The 20,295-nt window shown below is 73.1% G+C and carries 23 protein-coding genes; 13 read left to right on the top strand and 10 right to left on the bottom strand.

What is annotated here, in order from left to right; translation table 11 throughout:
* Positions 1-114: 114 nt before the first annotated feature.
* The gene (locus BU197_RS16475) at positions 115-915 is read left to right on the top strand and encodes an enoyl-CoA hydratase/isomerase family protein (protein ID WP_188269056.1); all 801 of its coding nucleotides are present in this window, start codon (positions 115-117) and stop codon (positions 913-915) included.
* A 278-nt stretch (positions 916-1,193) separates the two neighbouring features.
* Here BU197_RS16475 and BU197_RS31015 read toward each other — a convergent pair whose 3' ends face one another.
* Complete coding sequence (locus BU197_RS31015; RefSeq protein ID WP_188269055.1) at positions 1,194-1,919, bottom strand: hypothetical protein; 726 nt, start codon at positions 1,917-1,919, stop codon at positions 1,194-1,196.
* Between the two features lie 93 nt (positions 1,920-2,012).
* Between BU197_RS31015 and BU197_RS16465 the strand changes: the two genes are divergently transcribed.
* The 5 genes from BU197_RS16465 (at position 2,013) to amaP (ending at position 4,739) form a co-directional block, all read left to right on the top strand.
* Positions 2,013-2,489: an Asp23/Gls24 family envelope stress response protein gene (locus BU197_RS16465; RefSeq protein WP_188269054.1), complete on the top strand. Its 477-nt coding sequence runs from the start codon at positions 2,013-2,015 to the stop codon at positions 2,487-2,489.
* A 57-nt stretch (positions 2,490-2,546) separates the two neighbouring features.
* A complete protein-coding gene (locus BU197_RS16460) occupies positions 2,547-2,738 on the top strand; it encodes a hypothetical protein (protein ID WP_188269053.1) in 192 nt (63 codons plus the stop codon).
* 6 nt (positions 2,739-2,744) lie between these two features.
* Complete coding sequence (locus tag BU197_RS16455) at positions 2,745-3,119, top strand: Asp23/Gls24 family envelope stress response protein (protein ID WP_188269052.1); 375 nt, start codon at positions 2,745-2,747, stop codon at positions 3,117-3,119.
* 419 nt (positions 3,120-3,538) lie between these two features.
* Complete coding sequence (locus tag BU197_RS16450) at positions 3,539-4,147, top strand: DUF6286 domain-containing protein (RefSeq protein ID WP_188269072.1); 609 nt, start codon at positions 3,539-3,541, stop codon at positions 4,145-4,147.
* 4 nt (positions 4,148-4,151) lie between these two features.
* Positions 4,152-4,739: an alkaline shock response membrane anchor protein AmaP gene (amaP, locus tag BU197_RS16445; protein WP_188269051.1), complete on the top strand. Its 588-nt coding sequence runs from the start codon at positions 4,152-4,154 to the stop codon at positions 4,737-4,739.
* 4 nt (positions 4,740-4,743) lie between these two features.
* Here the strand turns inward: amaP and BU197_RS16440 are convergent, their stop codons facing one another.
* From BU197_RS16440 to BU197_RS16420, 5 genes are all read right to left on the bottom strand, one after another.
* The gene (locus tag BU197_RS16440; protein WP_188269050.1) at positions 4,744-5,499 is read right to left on the bottom strand and encodes an SDR family oxidoreductase; all 756 of its coding nucleotides are present in this window, start codon (positions 5,497-5,499) and stop codon (positions 4,744-4,746) included.
* Between the two features lie 5 nt (positions 5,500-5,504).
* Complete coding sequence (locus BU197_RS16435; RefSeq protein ID WP_188269049.1) at positions 5,505-7,295, bottom strand: glycoside hydrolase family 15 protein; 1,791 nt, start codon at positions 7,293-7,295, stop codon at positions 5,505-5,507.
* A 34-nt stretch (positions 7,296-7,329) separates the two neighbouring features.
* Positions 7,330-8,283 (bottom strand): SURF1 family protein, encoded by a 954-nt coding sequence (locus BU197_RS16430; protein ID WP_188269048.1) that lies wholly within the window; start codon positions 8,281-8,283, stop codon positions 7,330-7,332.
* 93 nt (positions 8,284-8,376) lie between these two features.
* Positions 8,377-8,610 carry a hypothetical protein gene (locus tag BU197_RS16425; RefSeq protein ID WP_188269047.1) on the bottom strand — a complete coding sequence of 78 codons (234 nt, stop codon included), beginning with the start codon at positions 8,608-8,610 and terminating at the stop codon, positions 8,377-8,379.
* Between the two features lie 63 nt (positions 8,611-8,673).
* Positions 8,674-9,660 (bottom strand): DEDDh family exonuclease, encoded by a 987-nt coding sequence (locus tag BU197_RS16420; protein ID WP_188269046.1) that lies wholly within the window; start codon positions 9,658-9,660, stop codon positions 8,674-8,676.
* Positions 9,661-9,989: 329 nt separating this feature from the next.
* On the opposite strand from BU197_RS16420, the gene BU197_RS16415 reads away from it, so the two are divergent.
* From BU197_RS16415 to BU197_RS16405, 3 genes are all read left to right on the top strand, one after another.
* A complete protein-coding gene (locus tag BU197_RS16415; protein WP_188269045.1) occupies positions 9,990-10,709 on the top strand; it encodes a VIT family protein in 720 nt (239 codons plus the stop codon).
* A gap of 142 nt (positions 10,710-10,851) precedes the next feature.
* Positions 10,852-11,736 carry a sterol desaturase family protein gene (locus tag BU197_RS16410; protein ID WP_188269044.1) on the top strand — a complete coding sequence of 295 codons (885 nt, stop codon included), beginning with the start codon at positions 10,852-10,854 and terminating at the stop codon, positions 11,734-11,736.
* Positions 11,733-12,443 carry a lysoplasmalogenase gene (locus BU197_RS16405; RefSeq protein ID WP_188269043.1) on the top strand — a complete coding sequence of 237 codons (711 nt, stop codon included), beginning with the start codon at positions 11,733-11,735 and terminating at the stop codon, positions 12,441-12,443. Before BU197_RS16410 ends, BU197_RS16405 begins: the two co-directional genes overlap by 4 nt.
* Positions 12,444-12,450: 7 nt before the next feature.
* On the opposite strand, the gene BU197_RS16400 is transcribed toward BU197_RS16405, so the two are convergent.
* Together BU197_RS16400 and BU197_RS16395 are read right to left on the bottom strand one after the other, a co-directional pair.
* Positions 12,451-13,785, bottom strand: a complete 1,335-nt coding sequence (locus BU197_RS16400) for a CoA transferase (protein ID WP_188269042.1) — start codon at positions 13,783-13,785, stop codon at positions 12,451-12,453.
* Between the two features lie 193 nt (positions 13,786-13,978).
* On the bottom strand, positions 13,979-15,517 hold the full coding sequence (locus BU197_RS16395) for a S8 family peptidase (RefSeq protein ID WP_188269041.1): 1,539 nt from the start codon (positions 15,515-15,517) through the stop codon (positions 13,979-13,981).
* Between the two features lie 274 nt (positions 15,518-15,791).
* On the opposite strand from BU197_RS16395, the gene BU197_RS16390 reads away from it, so the two are divergent.
* The 3 genes from BU197_RS16390 to moaA all read left to right on the top strand — a co-directional run bounded on the left by BU197_RS16390 (position 15,792) and on the right by moaA (position 18,933).
* Positions 15,792-16,163, top strand: a complete 372-nt coding sequence (locus BU197_RS16390) for a DUF485 domain-containing protein (protein WP_317452257.1) — start codon at positions 15,792-15,794, stop codon at positions 16,161-16,163.
* Positions 16,160-17,785 (top strand): cation acetate symporter, encoded by a 1,626-nt coding sequence (locus tag BU197_RS16385; RefSeq protein ID WP_188269039.1) that lies wholly within the window; start codon positions 16,160-16,162, stop codon positions 17,783-17,785. Before BU197_RS16390 ends, BU197_RS16385 begins: the two co-directional genes overlap by 4 nt.
* Before the next feature lie 158 nt (positions 17,786-17,943).
* Positions 17,944-18,933 (top strand): GTP 3',8-cyclase MoaA, encoded by a 990-nt coding sequence (gene moaA, locus BU197_RS16380; RefSeq protein WP_188269038.1) that lies wholly within the window; start codon positions 17,944-17,946, stop codon positions 18,931-18,933.
* Positions 18,934-18,984: 51 nt separating this feature from the next.
* Here moaA and BU197_RS16375 read toward each other — a convergent pair whose 3' ends face one another.
* Together BU197_RS16375 and BU197_RS16370 are read right to left on the bottom strand one after the other, a co-directional pair.
* The gene (locus BU197_RS16375; RefSeq protein ID WP_188269037.1) at positions 18,985-19,212 is read right to left on the bottom strand and encodes a hypothetical protein; all 228 of its coding nucleotides are present in this window, start codon (positions 19,210-19,212) and stop codon (positions 18,985-18,987) included.
* Positions 19,213-19,394: 182 nt separating this feature from the next.
* Positions 19,395-19,739 (bottom strand): DUF3099 domain-containing protein, encoded by a 345-nt coding sequence (locus tag BU197_RS16370; RefSeq protein ID WP_188269071.1) that lies wholly within the window; start codon positions 19,737-19,739, stop codon positions 19,395-19,397.
* Positions 19,740-19,909: 170 nt separating this feature from the next.
* Here BU197_RS16370 and BU197_RS16365 point away from each other — a divergent pair, with 170 nt between their 5' ends.
* On the top strand, positions 19,910-20,185 hold the full coding sequence (locus BU197_RS16365) for a GlsB/YeaQ/YmgE family stress response membrane protein (RefSeq protein ID WP_188269036.1): 276 nt from the start codon (positions 19,910-19,912) through the stop codon (positions 20,183-20,185).
* Positions 20,186-20,295: the final 110 nt, after the last annotated feature.

Genomic DNA, 20,295 nt, shown 5'->3' with positions numbered 1-20,295 from the left:
CCGGGCCACCGGGTCTCCCGGTGGCCACCCGGCCGGTCCCTCGGGCCGGCCCGGTGGTTACTGTGCAGTCACTTAGCATCGGATGCAGTGCTGCACCGGAACCGGAGGCGCCCCATGACCACGCTCGACGACTCTGAACTCGTCATCGACAAGGACGGTGTACGGCTCACCGTCGAGGACGCCGTCGCCACGGTGACCCTGACCAACCCGGCGAAGCGCAACGCTCAGTCTCCCGCTCTGTGGCGGGCGTTGGCCGAAGCCGGGCGGGCGTTGCCCGGCAGCGTGCGGGTCGTCGTGCTGCGCGGCGAGGGAGTCTCCTTCTCCGCCGGACTCGACCGGCAGGCGTTCACGCCCGAGGGCTTCGACGGAGAGCCGTCCTTCCTCGACATGGCGCGCGGGTCCGACGAGGATCTCGACGCGCTCATCGCCGAGTACCAGGAGGCGTTCACCTGGTGGCGCCGCAGCGACCTCGTGTCCATCGCGGCCGTCCAGGGCCATGCCATCGGCGCGGGCTTCCAGCTCGCCCTCGCCTGCGACCTGCGGGTCGTCGCCGAGGACGTGCGGTTCGCCATGCGCGAGACCAGCCTGGGCCTCGTCCCGGACCTGACCGGCACCCACCCGCTCGTCTCCCTTGTCGGATACGCCCGCGCGCTGGAGATCTGCGCCACCGGCCGCTTCGTGCACGCGGAGGAGGCCGAGCGCATCGGCCTGGCCAACCTCGCCGTGCCCGCCGAGGAGCTGGACGCGGCCGTACGCGACCTCGCCGCCGCCCTGCTGGCACCCCCGCGCGCCGCCGTCACCGAGACCAAGGCCCTCCTCAGGGGCGCCGCAGACCGCTCGTACGACGAACAGCGCGCCGCCGAGCGTGCCGCCCAGTCCCGCCGCCTGCGCGACCTCGCGGGCCTCGGCGACTGACGGGACCGGGTCACGGGGCCGGGGGCCGGGGGTCCGGCCCTGGCGGGCCTTCCGGGGGCGGGTCCGGGAGAGTGGCGCGGGGTCGGCCCGGCGAGTGGCCTCAGGGCCCGGACTGGCGGACTCTCAGGGCCCGACCCGGAAGGCGTCCCGAGGCAGGGCCCGGCGGTAGTCCCGGGGCCCGGTCCAGTGTGCCTTCCGGGGGGCGGGTCCGGCGGGGCCCCGGGCCCGCGCCTGACGGAACCTCCCGAGGTCGGGTCCTGTGGAGGCCCGAGGCGGGGCTAGCGGAACTCCGACACCACGACCGTGACCCCGGTGCCCTCCGGGGTGCCGGTGGTCACGGTCGCGCGGACGGCGCGGGCCACCTCCAGCGGGTGGGCGCCCGTCGTCACGGCCACCTCCACCCGCACCCCGGCCGCGTCCCACCGCACCGGCGGGCCCAGCGCGTCCGTGATCCCGGCGACCCCCGGCACGCCGAGCGCCAGAAGCGCCACCGGGTCGTCCGTCGCCGGAGACGTCAGGCCCGGCGGGGGAGCGGCAGCCTCCGGCGCCGGAGGCGGGGTGTCGAACAGTTCCGTCACCCGCAGGTCCACCGCCGCCACCACCAGCCCCAGACCGTCCTCGGCGGCCGTGAGCAGGGCCGCCCGCAGCTCCTCGGCGAGAGCGGGCAGCGGCCGACCGGCCACCGCGCCGAACGAGACGCCGAACGAGACCGCGATGCGCAGCCCGCCCCGGGCTCCTTCCGGCCCCGAGTCGATCGCCGCCCCTTCCGCCGCCCCCTCCGGCCCCGAGCCGTCCGATGGGCGCCCCGCCGTCCCTTCCGGTCCCGGGCCGATCCGCAGCTTTTCCGGCACCACACCCCGTACGGCCGCTGCCGCGTCGTCGAGCACCGTGCGTGCCGCCCGTTCGGTGATCCAGGCTCCGTCCGCCGCCGTGCCGAGCGGGAGCAGCCTGCCCGGGGCGAGGCGGTCGCGGACCGCCGCAGTCCAACCTTCAGCCGTCGTCATTGCCCCAGCCTGCCGTATCCCCGGGGCGGGACCGAGGAAGCGCCCTTAGTGTGGGCAAAGAACCCCGAAATATCCCGGAAGGGGCGAAACGCAATGACGGACACCACGCAGTCCCATGACTCCAGCGGCGACGACACGCGCCGCACCTCGGTCACCAAGCGGGGTGGCGGCCCGGCCGCGACCCGGGGCCGGACGACCATCGCCGACGGCGTCGTCGAGAAGATCGCCGGTCTCGCCGCCCGCGATGTCGTCGGCGTGCACGCCATGGGCAGCGGGCTCTCCCGCACCTTCGGCGCCGTACGCGATCGGGTACCCGGCGGGGGCGGCGGCAAGGCGAGCGTCACCCGAGGGGTGAAGGCCGAGGTCGGCGAGGTGCAGACCGCGCTCGACCTGGAGATCGTCGTCGACTACGGCGTCTCCATCGCCGAGGTCGCCGGTGACGTCCGGGAGAACGTCATCGCCGCAGTGGAGCGGATGACCGGCCTCGAAGTCGTCGAGGTCAACATCGCGGTCAGCGACGTGAAGCTGCCCGACGACGAGGAGGACGAGCCGGAACCGCGGCTTCAGTAGCGGCGGGGCGGGCGGACGCGTACGGGGGGCTCAGGAAGACTCAGGAAGGGGTCAGGAATGAGCATGGCGGTGGTCGGCCTGGTGGCCGGCATGGCCCTCGGTTTCGCCGGATACTTCGGCGGCTTCGGGGCATTCTTGCTGGTCGCGGCCTTGGGGGCGATCGGCTTCGTGGCCGGTCGCTTCCTCGACGGCGATCTCGAACCGGGCGATCTGTTCCAGAGCCGCGAACGCGGCGAACGGCGGCGGTGACGCCGGGTGGCCGTCGACCGAGCCCCCGGCCCGCCTCGCGCCCCCGGCCCGGCCCGTGACCGGGGGGCGACCGCGATCGCCGACCGGGTCGTCGCGAAGATCGCCGCACAGGCGGCCCGGGAGGCCGCCGGGCCCGCCCCCGAAGGCGGTTCGAAGCCGCACGCCTCGGTCGCCGTCCACCGGGACAGCGCCCGGATCGCGGTGACGCTCGACCTCGACTACCCCGCCGATGTCGGGCGCCGCTGCGGGGCCGTACGAAGGCGGGTCCGTGCCCGGGTGGAGGAACTGGCGGGTCTGGAGGTCCACGAGGTCACCGTCCAGGTGGAACGGCTCCACTCCGCCCTCACCCGCCAGTCCGCCGGACGGGACCGCGTCTCATGACGACCGACCCGGAACGGCCCACCGGCCCCGACGGCCCCGGCCGTCCCCGGCGCGACGGGCGCAAGGGCCGCCCGGACGGCCCCGCGGGGCCGCCGACAGGTACGGGCGGCTCCGGTCGCCCTGACCGTCCGGCGGGCGCGGCCGGATCCGGGCGCCCCTCGGCCCCCCGAGCCGGCACGGACGGCCTGGTCGGTCCCGTAAGCCCACCGGGCACGGTCGGCGCGAGCGGCGGTCCGGCGGGCGCGGAAGGCCCCGGCCGTACCGCAGCCCCGTCCGGCCCCGTCGGCGCGGATGGTCCAGCCCGGACCCAAGCCCCGACGGGTGCGGGCGGTCCCGATCGCCCCGACGTCCCCGACCGCCCTGACCGCCCCGACGTCCCCGACGTCCCCGACCGTCCCGACATTCCCAACCGTCCCGGCATCCCCAACCGCCCCGACGGTCCCGACCGTGCCGACGTCCCCGTTCTCGCCGGAGAGCCCCTCACCCGGGTCCGGCGGTTCTGGGCCGTGCGGCGGGTTCCGGCCGCTCTGGTCGCCGCCGTCGTCCTCGGGGGTGCGGGGCTGCTCCTGTACGACGTGGCCGCCGTCCGGTCCGGGCGGGGGGCCATGGCCTGGCGGCGGGAGCTGGCGCGGGGCCTCGCCACTCGGCCGCTCGACGACGTCCTGGTCGTCCTCGGGGCCGTCCTCGCCTGTCTTCTCGGCCTCTGGCTGCTGGTCCTCGCCCTCACCCCGGGGCTGCGGGCCGTCCTGCCGATGCGGCGCGAGCATCCCGACGTACGGGCCGGGCTCGACCGGGAGGCGGCGGCGCTCGCCCTGCGGGACCGGGCCATGGAGGTCTCCGGGGTGCAGTCCGTACGGGTCCGCGTCGGCCGCTCCCGGGCCAAGGTCCGGGCGCTCTCGCACTTCCGGGCGCTGGACGAGGTCAAGGCCGACGTGGAGCGGGCCGTCGCCACCGGCATCGCGGAACTGGGCCTGGCCCGCCCGCCCTCGCCGACCGTACGGGTGGCCAGGCCGCCCAGGAAGGGGTGACCAGGTGACGCAAGTCCTGCGGCGCGTCAACCGCGTCCTGCTCGGCCTCGCGGGAGTGCTGCTCCTGATCGGCGGCGGGGCCGTCCTCGCCGCCGCCCTCGATCTCCCGGTGCCGTCCTGGTGGCCCTGGTCGGGCCCGTCCGACGTGCTTCTGACCAGAGCCGGGCGGCAGCGGTGGCGGGACGAGGGCTGGTGGTGGCCGGTGGTGATCGCGGTCCTCGGGCTTGTCGTCCTGCTCGCCCTGTGGTGGCTGCTCGTCCAGTTCCGGCGGGCCCGGCTCGCCGAGGTCCTCGTCGACAGCGGCGACGGCGAGGCGGCCCTGCTGCGCGGCCGGGCCCTGGAGGCGGTCATGGAGGCCGACGCCGTCGCCCAGGAGGGGGTGGCACGGGCCAGGGTCGCCCTGACCGGCCGACGGGCCGCCCCCCGCACCCGGGTCGCGCTGCTCCTGGAGCCGTACGCCTCCCCGGGCGAGGCCCTGACGACGCTGGGCTCCGAGGCGCTCGCGCACGCCCGGACCTCGGCGGGGCTGTCCGCCCTGCCCACCGAGGCGCGGCTGCGGGCCGTGAAGCACCGGGCCCGCCGGGTCTCCTGAGGGTTCAGAAGCCGCCGCGGGCCCCGCCGTCCACCGGGATCATCAGGCCCGTCAGATAGGAGGCGGCGGGGGAGAGCAGGAAGGCGGCGGTCCTGCCGAACTCCTCGGGGGTGCCGTAGCGGCGCAGCGGGATCGTGGCCTCGTTGGCCGCGCGGGCCGCCTCGGCGTCGCCGGACAGCTCGTCGAGGGAGCGCACCCGGTCGGTGTCGATGCGGCTCGGAAGCAGTCCGACGACCCGCACCCCGCGCGGGCCCAGATCGTTGGCGAGGGACTTCGCGAAGCCGGCGAGCCCCGGGCGGAGCCCGTTGGAGATGGTCAGGCCGGGGATCGGCTCGTGGACGGAGCCGGAGAGGACGAAGCCGATCACCCCGCCCTCGCCGAGGGCCTCGGCGGCGGCGCGGGCCAGCCGTACGGCCCCGAGGAAGACGGTGTCGAAGGCGGCCGCCCACTGCTCGTCGGTGTTGTCGGCGGCGAAGCCGGGGGCCGGGCCGCCGACGCTGATCAGGATGCCGTCGAAGCCGCCGAACCGGGCGCGGGCCTCCGCGATCAGCCGGGCGGGGGTCCCCGCGTCGCCGTTGTCGGCGGCGACGCCCGCCGCGCCGGGGCCCAGATCGGCGACGGCGTCGGCGACGGCCGTCTCCTCGCGCCCGGTGATCAGCACCTTGGCGCCCTCGGCGAGCAGCGCCTCCGCGGAGGCCCTCCCGAGTCCTCGCGTCGCCCCGGTCACCACGTACACACGGTCCTTCAGTCCCAGATCCATGGGGGCTATCCTGCCGGGTCCGACTCCTCCCGGGCCAGCGCGAGGGCCGTGCCCACCAGGCCGATGTGGCTGAAGGCCTGCGGGAAGTTGCCCAGCTGGCGCCGGGCCGCCGGGTCGTACTCCTCCGCGAGGAGGCCCACGTCGTTGACGAGCCCGACGAGCCGTTCGAAGAGCGCGCGGGCCTCGTCGGTCCTGCCGGTCAGCCGCAGCGCGTCCGCCATCCAGAACGAGCAGACCAGGAAGGTGCCCTCCTGGCCGGGCAGACCGTCGATGGCGCTCGACGCGGTGCTGTAGCGGCGTACGAAACCGTCGTGCGTCAGCTCCGCCCGTACCGCGTCCACCGTGCCGACCACCCGGGGGTCGTCCGGGGGCAGGAAGCCGACCTGGGGGATGAGGAGGGTCGCCGCGTCGAGTTCGGTGGAGCCGTAGGACTGGGTGAAGGTGTTGCGGACGGGGTCGTAGGCGCGGGCGCAGACCTGGGCGTGGATCTCGTCCCGCATGGCCCGCCACCGTCCCGCGTCGCCGGGCAGCGTGGGGTCGTCCTCCAGGGTGCGGACGGCCCGGTCGGCGGCCACCCACGCCATCACCTTGGAGTGGGTGAAGTGGCGGCGAGGCCCGCGCACCTCCCACAGTCCCTCGTCGGGTTCGCGCCAGGTCGACTCAAGGAAGCCGAGCAGGCTCAGCTGGAGGTACCAGGCGTGCCGCTTGGCCGGGATGCCCGCCTCCCGGGCGCGGAACAGCGAGTCGATGACCTCGCCGTAGACGTCGAGCTGGAACTGGTCGACGGCCGCGTTCCCGGTCCTGACCGGGGTGGAGTCGCCGTACCCGCGCAGCCAGGGCAGGGTCGTCTCGGGCAGTCTGCGCTCCCCGGCGGGGCCGTACATGATCTGGAGGTCGGCCGGGTCCCCGGCGACCGAGCGCAGCAGCCAGTCGCGCCAGGCGGAGGCCTCGTCGACGTATCCGGCGGCGAGCAGTGCGCCGAGAGTGAGGGAGGAGTCGCGCAGCCAGCACGCCCGGTAGTCCCAGTTGCGGACGCCGCCGATCTCCTCGGGCAGCGAGGTGGTGGGGGCGGCGACGATGCCGCCGGTCGGAGCGTAGGTGAGGGCCTTGAGGGTGATCAGGGAGCGGACGACGGCCTCGCGGTGGGGGCCCCGGTAGGTGCAGCGGGCCGCCCACTCCCGCCAGTCGGCGAGGGACTGTTCGAGGGCTTCGTGGGGGTCGACGAGGGCGGGCCGTGGCTCGTGCGAGGGGTGCCAGGTGAGGACGAAGGCGACTTTCTCCCCGGCGGCCACGGTGAAGGAGGAGCAGGTGGAGAACTGCTGTCCCCAGGTCTTCACGGGGGGCTCGCTGCGCAGCCAGACGGAGTCGGGACCCGCGATGGCGACCCGGTGTCCGTCGGCGCGGCGCATCCACGGCACGACGGAGCCGTAGTCGAAGCGGAGCCGCAGGACGGCGCTCATCTCGACGGCGCCGCTGACGCCCTCCACGATCCGCACCAGATCGGGGGCCTTGTCCCGCTGTGGCATGAAGTCGAGGACCTTGACGGTGCCGGTACGGGTCTCCCAGCGGGTCTCAAGGACGAGGGAGTCGTCGAGATAGCGGCGGTCGGTACAGGTCGTGGCGCCCTTGGGGGCGAGCCGCCAGTGGCCGTTGTCCTCGTCGCCGAGGATCGAGGCGAAGCAGGCGGCCGAGTCGAAGCGGGGCAGACACAGCCAGTCGACCGATCCGTCGCGTCCGACGAGCGCGGCGGTCTGGAGATCGCCGATGAGGGCGTAGTCGTCGATACGTTGCGTCACGCTCAGGGCTGTTCCCGCAAGTGGTGGCGGTCAATCAGCGGGCGGGGGCGGACTGGATCGCGTCGGCGTCCGGGCCGGGGGTGCCGGGGGCCCCGGAGGGGTCCGCCGAGGGGGCGCCGGTGCCGTCGGCGGGGCTCGTTCCCGGGGTGTCCGGGCTGTCGGCGGAGCCCGGCTCCGATGCGCCGCCCGTGCTCCCGGCGGGGCCGTCCGCTCCGGGCGTGTCCGTGCTCCCGGCCGTGGCCGCGTTCCGTCGGTCCTGCTTCTCCCGGCGTACGAGGATGATCCAGCCGACGGGGACTCCGGCGGCGAAGAGCCACCACTGGACGGCGTACGCCATATGGGCGCCGATCGAGTCGTGGTCGGGCTCGGGGATCGGCTCGGGGCCGTTCTTCCCGGGGGCGGGCGCGATCAGTTCGAGATAGCCGCCGAGGACCTCGCGGCCGATGAGGGCGGACTGCTGACGGCTGTCGATGAGCATGACCTGCCGGTCCGGCAGGCCCTTGAGGTCCTTGATGCCGCTGGCGCCGGTGGTCTCGTCGGCCTTGAGCCGGCCCGTGACGGTGATCTCGCCCTTGGGCGCGGGCGGCACCGCCGGGAAGGAGTGCTGGTCCTCGGCGGCCGGGATCCAGCCCCGGTTGACCATGACGATCCGGCCGTCCCGGAGGACCAGCGGGGTGAGGACGTGCACGCCGACCCGGTCGTCGGCGGAGGTGCGGCGGCGGACCACCACCTCGTGGGCGGTGTCGAAGGTGCCGGTGGCGGTGGCGGGCCGCCAGTAGTCCTCGCGGGGGACGGTGTGACCGGGGGAGGTGAGCCGCTCGACGGGGACCGGCTTCGCCGCGATGCTGTCCGCGATCAGGGTGTTCTGGGCGACCCGCCGTTCATGCCGGTGGAACTGCCAGAAGCCCAGCTCGATCATCGTGGGGACGAGGACGAGGGCGACGAGGGTGAGGATCACCCATTGCCGGGACAACAGGAAGCGGTACACCCCATGACGGTACAGCGGGGGTGCCGGGGGGTGCGCAGGGGGGTTCGGGGTGGTTCGGGAGGGCGCTGACCCGGGCGGGCCCGAATCGTTTCCTCAGACCCGGTCGACGATCCCCGCCCTCCCTTCGGCGCGGGCGCAGTGGCCGCCGCAGTACCAGCTGCCGTCCACCTCGACGCCCTGGCCGATGACCTGGACCCGGCAGTGCTCGCAGATGGGCGCCATCCGGTGGATGGCGCAGGCGAAGCAGTCGAAGACGTGCACCGCGCCCTGCGCGTGCACCTCGAAGGACATCCCGTATTCGTTTCCGCAGACCTCGCAACGTGCCATGGGCCACAGGGTGCGGTCCCCGGCGGGCGGGCGCAGCTCGGCGCGCCCGCCGGGGCGGGGGCGTCACCCGTCTGCCGGGGCCACGTCCCGCAGGAGCTGGGTGTACGCGGCCTCGTCCACGACCGGGGTGCCGAAGGACTTGGCCTTGACCGTCTTGGAGGTGGCGGAGTCCGGGTCGTTGGTGACCAGCAGACTGGTCAGCCGGGAGACGCTGGTGGCGACGTGCAGCCCGGCGTCGACCGTGCGGTCCTCAAGCAGCTCGCGGTCGATGGAGGTGTCACCGGAAAAGGCGATCCGCATGCCCTGCTTGAGCGGTTTGTCCGACTCGTAGCGGCCGGGGTTGGGGTACGGGCACGCCGGACGCTTCCGCGAGGGACGCCACCCGCCCGCCCGGTACGAGGACCCGTACGACGACTGGCGGCCGATCCGGGGCTCCGCGGGGGAGGCGGCCCACTCGGTCAGCGGACGGCACTCCAGGAGCGGCAGCCGGACACCGCGCTCCGCCGCCGCGTGCAGGCTGGGGCGGAACGCCTCGGCGAGCACCCGCGCGTCGTCGAGCGCGTTGTGCGCGCGCTGCTGCACGACGCCGAAGTGCGCGGCCAGCGACTCCAGCTTGTGGTTCGGCAGCGGCAGCGCCAGCTCCTTGGAGAGCGCGATCGTGCAGAGCCGCTGCCGCACCGGGGCGGCGGACTCGGCCCGCGCGTACTCCCGGGCGATCATCTGCCAGTCGAACATGGCGTTGTGCGCGACCAGGACCCGTCCGTCGAGCCGGGCGGCGAACTCCGCCGCGATCTCCGGGAAGAGCGGCGCGTCCGCCAGGACCTCGCTGGTCAGGCCGTGGATCCAGACCGGGCCCGGATCGCGCTCCGGGTTGACCAGGGTGTACCAGTGGTCCTGGACGTTCCCCTGGGCGTCGAGCCGGTAGACGGCAGCCGACACTATCCGGTCGTCACGGGCGAGTCCGGTGGTCTCCACGTCGACGACCGCGTACCCCTGGGGGTACGCGGCCGGCCATGTCGCTGTAGTCGTACGGTCGTCAAGCACGGTCATTGAGAATACGGCCAAGCGCCGACAACGCCGCCCCCGGTGCCCCGGGAACCTCCCGCCGACCCCCTCCGCGGCCCGCCGGACCCGACCCGATGCCCGCCGGACCCTTCCCGATGCCCGCCGTTGCCCGCCGGACGCCTCCCGAAGCGAGCCGGACCCGTCCCGAAGCGAGCCGCCCCGGGCTCTGAAGGCCACGGTGGCGAGCGGGTCCGAGTCCGGGTCCGAGCCCGAGTCCGAGTCCGGGTCCGAGTCCGAGTCCGGGTCCGGGTCCGGAAGGCCGCCGTGGCGGGTCGGTCCCGGTCCGGCGGGCCGTGGGGTGCGACCCTCCTGGGATGACCGATTCACCCTCTTCCGGCCAGGTCGAGGAGCACGGCGGAGCCCTCGGCTCCCGGCTCAACTGGCTCCGTGCCGCCGTGCTCGGCGCCAACGACGGCATCGTCTCCACCGCCGGTCTCGTCGTCGGCGTCGCGGGCGCCACCGAGTCCCACGACGCCCTGCTCACCGCCGGGCTCGCCGGTCTGGTCGCCGGATCGATGTCGATGGCGGCGGGCGAGTACGTCTCCGTCTCCACCCAGCGCGACTCGGAGAAGGCGGCGCTCGCCCAGGAGAAACGCGAGCTGCGCGAGGACCCGGAGGCCGAACTCGACGAGCTGACCGGGCTCCTGGCGGGCCACGGCCTGTCCCGGGAGGTGGCCCACGAGGCCGCCCGGCAGCTCACCGCCCGCGACGCCCTGCGCGCCCACGCGCGCGTGGAGCTGGGCATCGACCCCGACCAGCTCACCGTCCCCTGGCACGCCGCCGCCGCCAGCTTCCTCGCCTTCACCGTCGGCGCGCTGCTCCCGCTGCTCGCGATCGTCCTGCCCCCGGCCTCCTCCCGCCTCTGGGTCACGGTCGCCTCCGTCCTGGTCGCCCTCGCCTTCACCGGCTGGTGGAGCGCCCGCCTCGGCGAGGCGCCCCCGGGCCGCGCGGTCGTGCGCAACGTGGCGGGCGGCGCCCTGGCCATGGCGGTCACCTATGTGACGGGCTCCCTCCTGGAGGTGTCGGGGGTCTGAACCACCCCCCTCCGTTCCCCTCCGGTCCGCCCCGGGCCGCCGCCTTGTCGGAAGCCACCAACACTTGCTGACGGGCCGTCTCGCATACTTGTTGGTAACCACGTCTAGCCGCAGCCCCGCCCCCACCTCTACCGTCGTCGGCATGCCGAACCTGCCCGATGTCGTGCTCTGGTCCATACCGGCGTTCGTCCTGCTCACCGTCGTGGAGTTGGTGAGCCACCGGCTCCGTCCCGACGAGGAAGCCGCCGGGTACGAGACCAAGGACGCCGTCACGAGCGTCGGCATGGGCCTGGGCAGCCTCCTCTTCGACGCGTTGTGGAAGATCCCCATCGTCGCGGTCTACACCCTCGTCTACGAGCTGACCCCGCTCCGCGTCCCCGTCCTGTGGTGGACGATCCCGCTCATGCTGCTCGGACAGGACTTCTTCTACTACTGGCAGCACCGGGGCCACCACGTCGTCCGCATCCTGTGGGCCTGCCACGTCGTCCACCACAGCAGCCGCAGGTTCAACCTCACCACCGCCTTGCGCCAGCCCTGGACCAGCGTCGCGGGCTGGCCGTTCTACCTGCCGCTCATCGCCCTCGGTGTGCACCCGGCGGCGCTCGCCTTCTGCTACTCGGTCAACCTCGTCTACCAGTTCTGGATCCACACCGAGCGCATCGGCACGTTGCCCCGCCCCTTCGAGTACGTCCTCAACACGCCCTCCCACCACCGCGTCCACCACGCGTCCCAGGGCGGCTACCTCGACCGCAACTTCGGCGGCATCCTCATCGTCTGGGACCGACTCTTCGGCTCCTGGGCGGCCGAGACCGAGCGGCCCGTCTACGGACTCACCAAGAACATCGAGACCTACAACCCGCTGCGCGTCGCCACCCACGAGTACGCCGCCATCGCCCGCGACCTGCGCACCGCCCACAGCTGGCGCGAGCGGGCCGGGCGCGTCTTCCGGGGCCCCGGCTGGCAGCCCGCACCCACCGGGCCCGACCACCGCCCCACCCGCCCCGCGACCCCGAAGGCCACCGCGTGAACCCGTCCCCCCGCGAGCCCGCCGGCACGCCCTCCCGCCTCCTGCTCGCCGCCTTCGGGCTCGCCGCCGCCGTCGACCTGGTCTCCCTGCTCGCGGACGCCGACCTCGGCCACCGGGTGGCCAAGCCCCTGCTGCTTCCGCTGCTCGCCGCGTACGCCGTCAGCCGGGGCGCCCCCCGGCTGCTGACCGCCGCGCTCCTCTTCGGCTGGGGCGGCGACGTCTTCCTGCTCTTCGACGCCGACTGGGCCTTCCTCGTCGGCATGGGCTCCTTCGCCGCCGGGCACGTCTGCTACCTGGTGCTCTTCGGCCGCCGCCGCACCTCCCCGGCGCTCGGCGTCCTCTACGCGCTCGCCCTCGGCGGCACCGTCGTCCTCCTCTGGTCCGACCTCCCCGCCGGACTCAGGCTCCCGGTCGCCTGCTACTCCCTGCTGCTCACCGCCATGGCGTACCGGGCCAGTTCCCTCGGGCTCGCGGCGGGGATCGGCGGCGCGCTCTTCCTGCTCTCGGACACCCTCATCGCCACCGGCATCGCCGACTGGCCCCAGCTGCCCGCCCCCGACTTCTGGGTGATGGCCACCTACATCGCGGCCCAGTACCTGCTGGCGACGGGCGCGCTCCGGGCACTCCGGGGCGAGCGCGGGCCCGGTGTCCAGGCCGTCCCTTCCGGATCCGGCCGGGTCGGGCAAGGTCCGAAAGAGACGGCCTAGCGGCCTGTCAGGCGCCGAGCCAGCGGGGCGCGTCGGCCCCCGCCACGCCCGGCGGGCGCGACCAGCCCGTCGGGCCGCCCTCGTACGCGACGGGCGGGCGCGCGTGCCGCACCCGTCCGAGCGGCCCGTCCGACTCCACGAGGTGCGGCGCGGTGTCGACGGGGGAGCCCGCCGTGTCCTCGCCGTCGGGGGAGCGGGGCAGGGCGTGGGTCAGCCAGTGGCCCGTCCGGGCGAGCCCCAGCCGGAGCAGCCTGCTCCCGCCGTCCCGGTCCTGCTCGGTCAGCGCGCGAAGCACCGCCGCCGCCAGCAGATACCCCGTGCCGTGGTCCAGCGCCTGCGCGGGCAGCGCCCCCGGCTCCCCGGCCGAGCCTTCGACGACCGCGATGCCGGTCGCCGCCTGCACCAGGCTGTCGAAGCCGCGCCGCCCGCCCCACGGCCCGAAGTCGCCCCACGCGGAGAGCCGGGCGGTGACCAGACCCGGCCGGTGCGGTACGTGGCGCTCCAGGGCGCCCGGCCGGTAGCCGGTGACGAGCACGTCGGCGGAGGAGAGGAGTTCCCCGAAGGCCCGCCGGTCGGTGGGGCGCCTCAGGTCCAGCGCCGTGCTCCGCTTGCCGACGCCCGTGTCCGCGTGCTGGTCGGGCAGTTCCGGGAGGTCCGGCGGGTCGATCCGCAGCACGTCGGCGCCGAGCAGCGCGAGCGTCCGGGTGGCGACCGGTCCGGCGATCACCCGGGTCAGATCGAGGACCCGCAGCGGTCGGGTACGGGGCGGGGGCGGGGCGTCGTCGAGCCGTTCCCGGGTCAGCAGCGGGCGCGCCGCGACCTCCCGGCCCTGCTCGTGCGCCGCCCACTGCTCGGGGGTGCGCACGGCCACGGCCAGGCCCCCGGCCGCGTACACCGCCGTCTCGGTCTCGATGGACGTACGGGCGCCGATCGCCGCCCCGAGTGCCTCCGGCGACTCCTCCCGCAGGCCGAGGGCGCGCAGCAGGGCGGCCCTGTGGTGCGGGTAGTTGGCGTGGGTGCGGACCCAGCCGTCGGCGCTCCGCCAGAACCGGGAGAGCGGCGCGAAGTTCACCGGCGCCCGCCCGTCGATCCGTAGATGGCGCTCGCTGGTGAAGGCGGTGGCGACGGCCGCCTCGTCGACCCGTACGGGACCGGGGAGCCCGGCCCGTTCGATCGCGGCGAGCCCGGCGACGGCGACGGTGGCACGGGCCAGGTCCCGCACCGGGAGGCGGGCGGGGAGCAGCCCGGGGGGCCCGGCGTACTCCACCCGGTCGAGCAGGGCGGGATCGCCGCCCAGGGCCGACCACGACAACTCCGTACCGAGGCGCGTTCGTTCGTCCATGGAGACAGTGTGGCACCGAGTGCCACCTCTGAGGGGCGAGAGTGCCATCCCGAGGAGTACGGGTGCCGGTCCCGAGGACTACGGGTGCCGGTCCCTCAGCCCTGCGGGTGCCATGGCGAAGGCCCCGGCGGGATGCGTCCCGTCGGGGCCCTCGTTCGTCCGGGTCGCCGTCAGCGGCGGACCGGAACCGTCATCAGCGGCGGACGGCGTCCAGCGCGTCGATCAGACCGACTCCGTAGAAGCCGTTCTTGTTCTTGCCGCCCTCGCAGACGGCGTCGATCTTGCCGTCCGAGTCGATGTCGTACGGGTTGGTGCAGGCGAGCTTGTCGGCCTGCGCGTACAGCAGGGCCTTCAGGGCCGCCGGGGAGGCGTTCGGGTGCGTCGACTTGATCAGCGCGAGGACGCCCGCCACGTGCGGCGAGGCCATCGACGTACCGGCCTTGTAGTTGTAGCCGCCGTTGACCGTGGTCGACAGGATGAGACCGTTGGTCGCGGGGGCGTCGGGCGCCTGGTACTGGGTGCGGTCGCCACCGGGGGCGGCGATGTCGACGACCCCGAGACCGTAGTTGGAGTACGAGGCCTTCAGGTTCTTCGCACCGGTCGCGGAGACCGTGACGACGCCCGGGAGCATCGACGGGTAGTCGAAGCACTCCTTCGGGTTGATGACCCGGCCGCCCGCGGTGGAGTCGTTCGGGCTGCTGTCGTCGACGATCGAGTCGGCGGCCAGGTCGAACTTGGAGTTTCCGGCCGCGGCGACGTTGACCGTGCCCTTCTTCTCCGCGTAGCGGGTGGCGCGGGTGACCGCCTCGATGAGGGCCTTCTGGTCCGCGTCGTTCTTGCAGGCGAACATCCACGGGTCGGTGTAGTAGCTGTTGTTCGTGATGTCGACGCCGTGCTCGGCCGCCCACACGAAGCCGCAGACCACGGCCTCGGTGTAGAAGAAGCCGTCCGGGTTCGCCACCTTGATGCCCGCGACCTTCACGCCGGGGGCGACACCGGTGATGCCGATGCCGTTCTTGGCGGCGGCGATCGTACCGGCGACGTGCGTGCCGTGGTCGCTCTCGCCCGGGTTCGGGCGCCAGGAGCCGGCCGTGGTGTCGGGCTTGCCGGAGACGCAGTTGGCCGAGGCCTTGGCGCTGAAGTTCGGCGCCAGGTCCGGGTGGGTGTCGTCGACACCCGTGTCGATGACGCCGACGGTCACCCGGCTGCTGCCCAGCGTCCGCTGGTGCGCCTTGTCGGCCTTGATCGCGGGGAGGTCCCACTGGAGGGGCTCCAGCGCGTCCTGGTCGGCCGTCGCACGGGCGGCAGCGGCCTTCGCCTCGGCCTCGGTGAGGACCTCGGTGCCGCCGACGGAGTCGTCGCCCTGCACGGAGAGCGGCGCGGTACGGGTCGCACCGGCCGACACCACGCCACGGGCCTTGCGGATCGTCTTCGCGAACTCGGGGTTCTGCGAGTGGACGACGACCACACCTATCTGGTCGTACGAGATGACCACCTCGCCGCCCGCGGCGGCGATCGCCTTCTTCACCGCGGCGCCGGTCTTCTTGCCGCCCGCGACGTTCACGACGTACGAGAGCTTCGGGCCGTCGGTCACCACGACGGCGGACGCGGGGGCGTCGCTCAGTTCCGCGGCGGAGGCGGCGCCGGAAGGAAGGAAGCCGAGCGACGCCGTGAGCGCGAGACCAACCGGCAGAGCGAGAGCTCGGCCGCGCCTCGATCCCAGATGAGCCATGGGTTCTCCACATCATCCGTACGAGCTGTCCGCGGGCGGTTTTGCGCGCGAACAGGTGTGTGACGAGTGAAGTTATCGCTGATCTTCCTTGCGCTTCAATGAGTTGAGAAGACTTTATGAAGAAGTCCTTGAAGAAATCCTCGGGCGTGAACCACTTCGCCTCCCGCTCCGTGCCGTTGTGCAGGGGAGGGGTTCCGCTCGGAACCCCTCGTACCGCACCCCCGGTGAGGCCCCCTTGACCATGCCGTCCACCCCCGCGTCACGAGGAGATTCCGTGGCTACCGAAGTACCGCCGCCCAGAGAGGGGACGGGAGCCGCCCCCGGACCCGCGCAGCCCACGACGGAGCAGTTCGTCGAGGTGCAGAAGAGCGCGGAGTTCGGCGAACTGCGACGCGCCCACCGATCGTTCGCCTTCCCGCTCACCCTGGCCTTCATCGCCTGGTACCTGCTCTACGTGCTGCTCTCCAACTACGCGGGCGGCTTCATGGGCACCAAGGTCTTCGGCAACATCAACGTCGCCCTCGTCCTGGGCCTCGGACAGTTCCTCACCACCTTCCTCATCGCCTGGCTGTACGCGCGGCACGCGGCGAACCGGCTCGACCCCCGAGCCGAGGCCATCCGGACCCGAATGGAGGGCGACGCATGAGCACCCCCGTCCTGCTCGCGGCGGGCAACGCCACCAGCGAACACCGGCCGCTGATCATGGCCCTCTTCGGCGCCTTCGTCATCGCGACCCTGGTCATCACCGTCTGGGCCGGCCGCCAGACCCGCAGCGCCGCCGACTTCTACGCGGGCGGACGCCAGTTCACCGGCTTCCAGAACGGCCTCGCGATCTCCGGCGACTACATGTCCGCCGCGTCCTTCCTCGGCATCGCCGGAGCCATCGCCCTCTTCGGCTACGACGGCTTCCTCTACTCCGTCGGCTTCCTCGTCGCCTGGCTCGTCGCCCTGCTCCTGGTCGCCGAGCCGCTGCGCAACTCCGGCCGCTTCACCATGGGCGACGTCCTCGCCTACCGGATGCGCCAGCGCCCCGTCAGGACCGCCGCTGGCACCTCCACCATCGTCGTCTCGATCTTCTACCTGCTCGCCCAGATGGCGGGCGCGGGCGTCCTCGTCTCGCTGCTCCTCGGCATCACCAGTGACGGCGGCAAGATCGGCATCGTCGCCCTCGTCGGCCTGCTGATGATCGTGTACGTCACCATCGGCGGCATGAAGGGCACCACCTGGGTGCAGATGGTCAAGGCGGTCCTGCTCATCGCGGGCACCCTCCTGATCACCTTCCTCATCCTCCTCAAGTTCCACTTCAACATCTCGGAGCTGCTCGGCGCCGCCGCCACCAACAGCGGCAAGGGCGACGCCTTCCTGGAGCCGGGCCTCAAGTACGGCGCCACCGCCCTGTCGAAGCTGGACTTCCTCTCCCTCGGCATCGCACTCGTCCTCGGCACCGCCGGACTGCCGCACATCCTGATCCGCTTCTACACGGTGCCGACCGCCAAGGCCGCCCGAAAGTCGGTCAACTGGGCCATCGGCATCATCGGCGCCTTCTACCTGATGACGATCGTCCTCGGCTTCGGCGCCGCCGCCCTCCTCAAGAACACCGACATCATCGCCTCCAACAAGGCGGGCAACACGGCCGCCCCGCTCGCCGCGCTGGAGATCGGCGGCGGCGCCGGATCGACCGGCGGCGCGATCCTCCTCGCCGTCATCTCCGCCGTCGCCTTCGCGACCATCCTCGCCGTCGTCGCCGGACTGACCCTGGCCTCCTCCTCGTCGTTCGCCCACGACATCTACGCCAACGTCATCCGGCGCGGAGAGGCCACCGAGAAGGAGGAGGTACGGGCCGCCCGCTGGGCCACCGTCCTCATCGGCATCGTCTCCATCGGCCTCGGCGCCCTCGCCCGCGACCTCAACGTCGCCGGTCTGGTCGCCCTCGCCTTCGCGGTCGCCGCCTCCGCCAACCTGCCGACGATCCTCTACTCGCTCTTCTGGAAGCGGTTCACCACCCAGGGCGCGCTGTGGTCGATCTACGGCGGTCTGATCTCCGCCGTCGTCCTCGTGCTGTTCTCGCCGGTCGTCTCCGGCAAGCCCACCTCGATGTTCAAGACGGTCGACTTCTACTGGTTCCCGCTGGAGAACCCGGGCCTCGTCTCCATCCCGCTCGGCTTCCTCCTCGGCTGGCTCGGCTCCCTCCTCTCCAAGGAGGAGCCGGACGCGGGCAAGTACGCCGAACTGGAGGTCAAGTCCCTCACCGGTGTCGGAGCGCACTGAGCCGCACACGCTCGGCGCCCCCCCCGGAGAACGGCCGGCCGCGTCGCGGGGCCCCCCGCGACGCGGCCGAGCCCGTTCCCGGTGGAAACCGTCCCCTCGGGGCGGACGTCCTCACGTAGGCTCGGAGGTACGACACAGGAGAGGGGAGGGGGCCCACAGTGCTCATCGACACCTACGGCCGGGTCGCCACCGACCTGCGCGTCTCGCTCACGGACCGCTGCAATCTGCGCTGTACCTACTGCATGCCGGAGGAGGGCCTCCAGTGGCTCGGCAAGCCGGACCTCCTCACGGACGACGAGATCGTCCGGCTGATCCGCCTCGCCGTCACCGATCTCGGCATCACCGAGGTCCGCTTCACCGGCGGCGAACCGCTGCTCCGCCCCGGCCTCACCGGCATCGTCGAGCGCTGCGCCGCCCTTGAGCCCCGCCCCGAGATGTCCCTCACCACCAACGGCATCGGCCTCAAGCGCACGGCCGCAGCCCTCAGGGACGCCGGTCTCGACCGGATCAACGTCTCCCTGGACACCCTGCGCCCCGAGGTCTTCAAGGCCCTCACCCGACGCGACCGCCACCAGGACGTCCTGGACGGCATGGCCGCCGCGCGGGCGGCCGGACTCACCCCGGTCAAGGTCAACGCCGTCCTGATGCCGGGACTCAACGACGACGAGGCCCCCGACCTGCTCGCCTGGGCGATCCGCGAAGGATACGAACTGCGCTTCATCGAGCAGATGCCGCTCGACGCCCAGCACGGCTGGAAGCGGGACGGCATGATCACCGCCGGGGACATCCTGGAGTCGCTGCGCACCCGCTTCACCCTGACGCACGAGGGCGCGGGGGAGCGCGGTTCGGCGCCCGCCGAGCGCTGGACCGTCGACGGCGGACCGCACACGGTCGGGGTCATCGCCTCGGTCACCCGCCCGTTCTGCCAGGCCTGCGACCGCACCCGGCTCACCGCCGACGGACAGGTGCGGACCTGTCTGTTCGCCACCGAGGAGACCGATCTGCGGGCCGCGCTGCGCTCGGGCGCACCGGACGAGGAGGTCGCCGGGCTCTGGAAGCAGGCCATGTGGGGCAAGAAGGCGGGCTCGGGCCTCGACACCCCGGGCTTCCACCAGCCCGAACGCCCGATGTCGTCGATCGGCGGCTGAACCCGGCGGATCCCGGGGACGGGCCGGACCGGAGCAGCCGGACCGGCCGGATCAGGTGGTCTGGCCGGTCTGGTCGCTCTCCCAGTCGGCGAGCGGGACGACGTCCTTGAGGAATCCCCGTACGCCCAGGAACTGGGAGAGATGCTCGCGGTGCTCCTCGCAGGCGAGCCAGGTCTTCCGCCGCTCGGGCGTGTGCAGCTTGGGGTTGTTCCAGGCGAGCACCCAGACGGCGTCGGTGCGGCAGCCCTTGGCGGAACAGATCGGCTTCTCTTCGCTCACCTGATCATTGTCCAGCAAGGGCGATGCCGGGCAGCCACGGGGGGAGCTGCCCGGCATCGGTCCGTCGCTCCGACGGGGGATGCGGAGCGCGTACGCAGTATGTCACGGTACCTGGGGTCCGGTGCACTGGAACTACATGATTGGTCTGAGCATTTCCTGAGCTTTCAGGCCACTCGCGACGCTCAGTTCCGGCCGTGCGTCTGGTCCCCGTCCTGGCCCGCCGAGGCGTCGGCGACACCCAGCGCGGGACGCACCGGAGCCGGTACGAATGTGGAGGGAAGGGACGGCGAGGTCTCGCGGCCCGCGTTCGCGATCACCACCGCGACATAGGGGAGCAGCAGACCGAGGGCGAGTGCCACGAAGGCCACGTGCCGCTCGACGTTCCACAGCACCGCCGCCGCGATCACCGAGAGCGTACGGATGCTCATCGAGATGACATAGCGTCGCTGGCGTCCGCGCACGTCGTCGGCGAGCCCCTGCCGGGCTCCCGTGATCCGGAAGACCTCGGCGCCGCCGCGCTTCGGCATCGTCCTCCACCACCCACCGCTCATGCCGGACTCTCCCCGTTCCGGACCTCGTTCCACGGTACGCCCGCCCTCCCGTGCCGACGAGACCGGGGCACGGATGGAGTAGTCCGACATGCGCCGTACGGCGGACGGGCCGAGACTGGGCGCACACGCGCAGCAAGGAGGCGACCATGGGTTGGTTGTGGGCGATCATCGTGGGATTCGTCCTCGGTCTGATCGCGAAGGCGATCCTGCCGGGGAAACAGCAGATCCCGCTGTGGCTGACGACCGTGTGCGGAATCATCGGCAGCGTTCTCGGCAACGCGGTCGCGACCTGGATCGGAGTCAACGACACCAGGGGCATCGACTGGATCCGTCATCTGCTCCAGCTGATCGGCGCCGTCGTCGTGGTCGGCGTCGGCGACATGCTCTGGGTCTCGCTCAAGGGCAACCGCCGAAGGGTCTGAACCCCGGGGCGCGCCCAGGGAAGCGAAAGGCCCGGTACCCCACCCTCGGGTGGAGCACCGGGCCTCCCGGCGCGCACTGGCTCACCGGCGCGGACCGATCCGGACGAACC

This window comes from Streptomyces sp. CBMA291 (assembly GCF_014596525.1).
In the GTDB taxonomy this organism is placed as follows: Bacteria; Actinomycetota; Actinomycetes; order Streptomycetales; family Streptomycetaceae; genus Streptomyces.
Note: the sequence above shows the minus strand (reverse complement) of the source record. Positions and strands in the feature narration are given on the sequence as shown.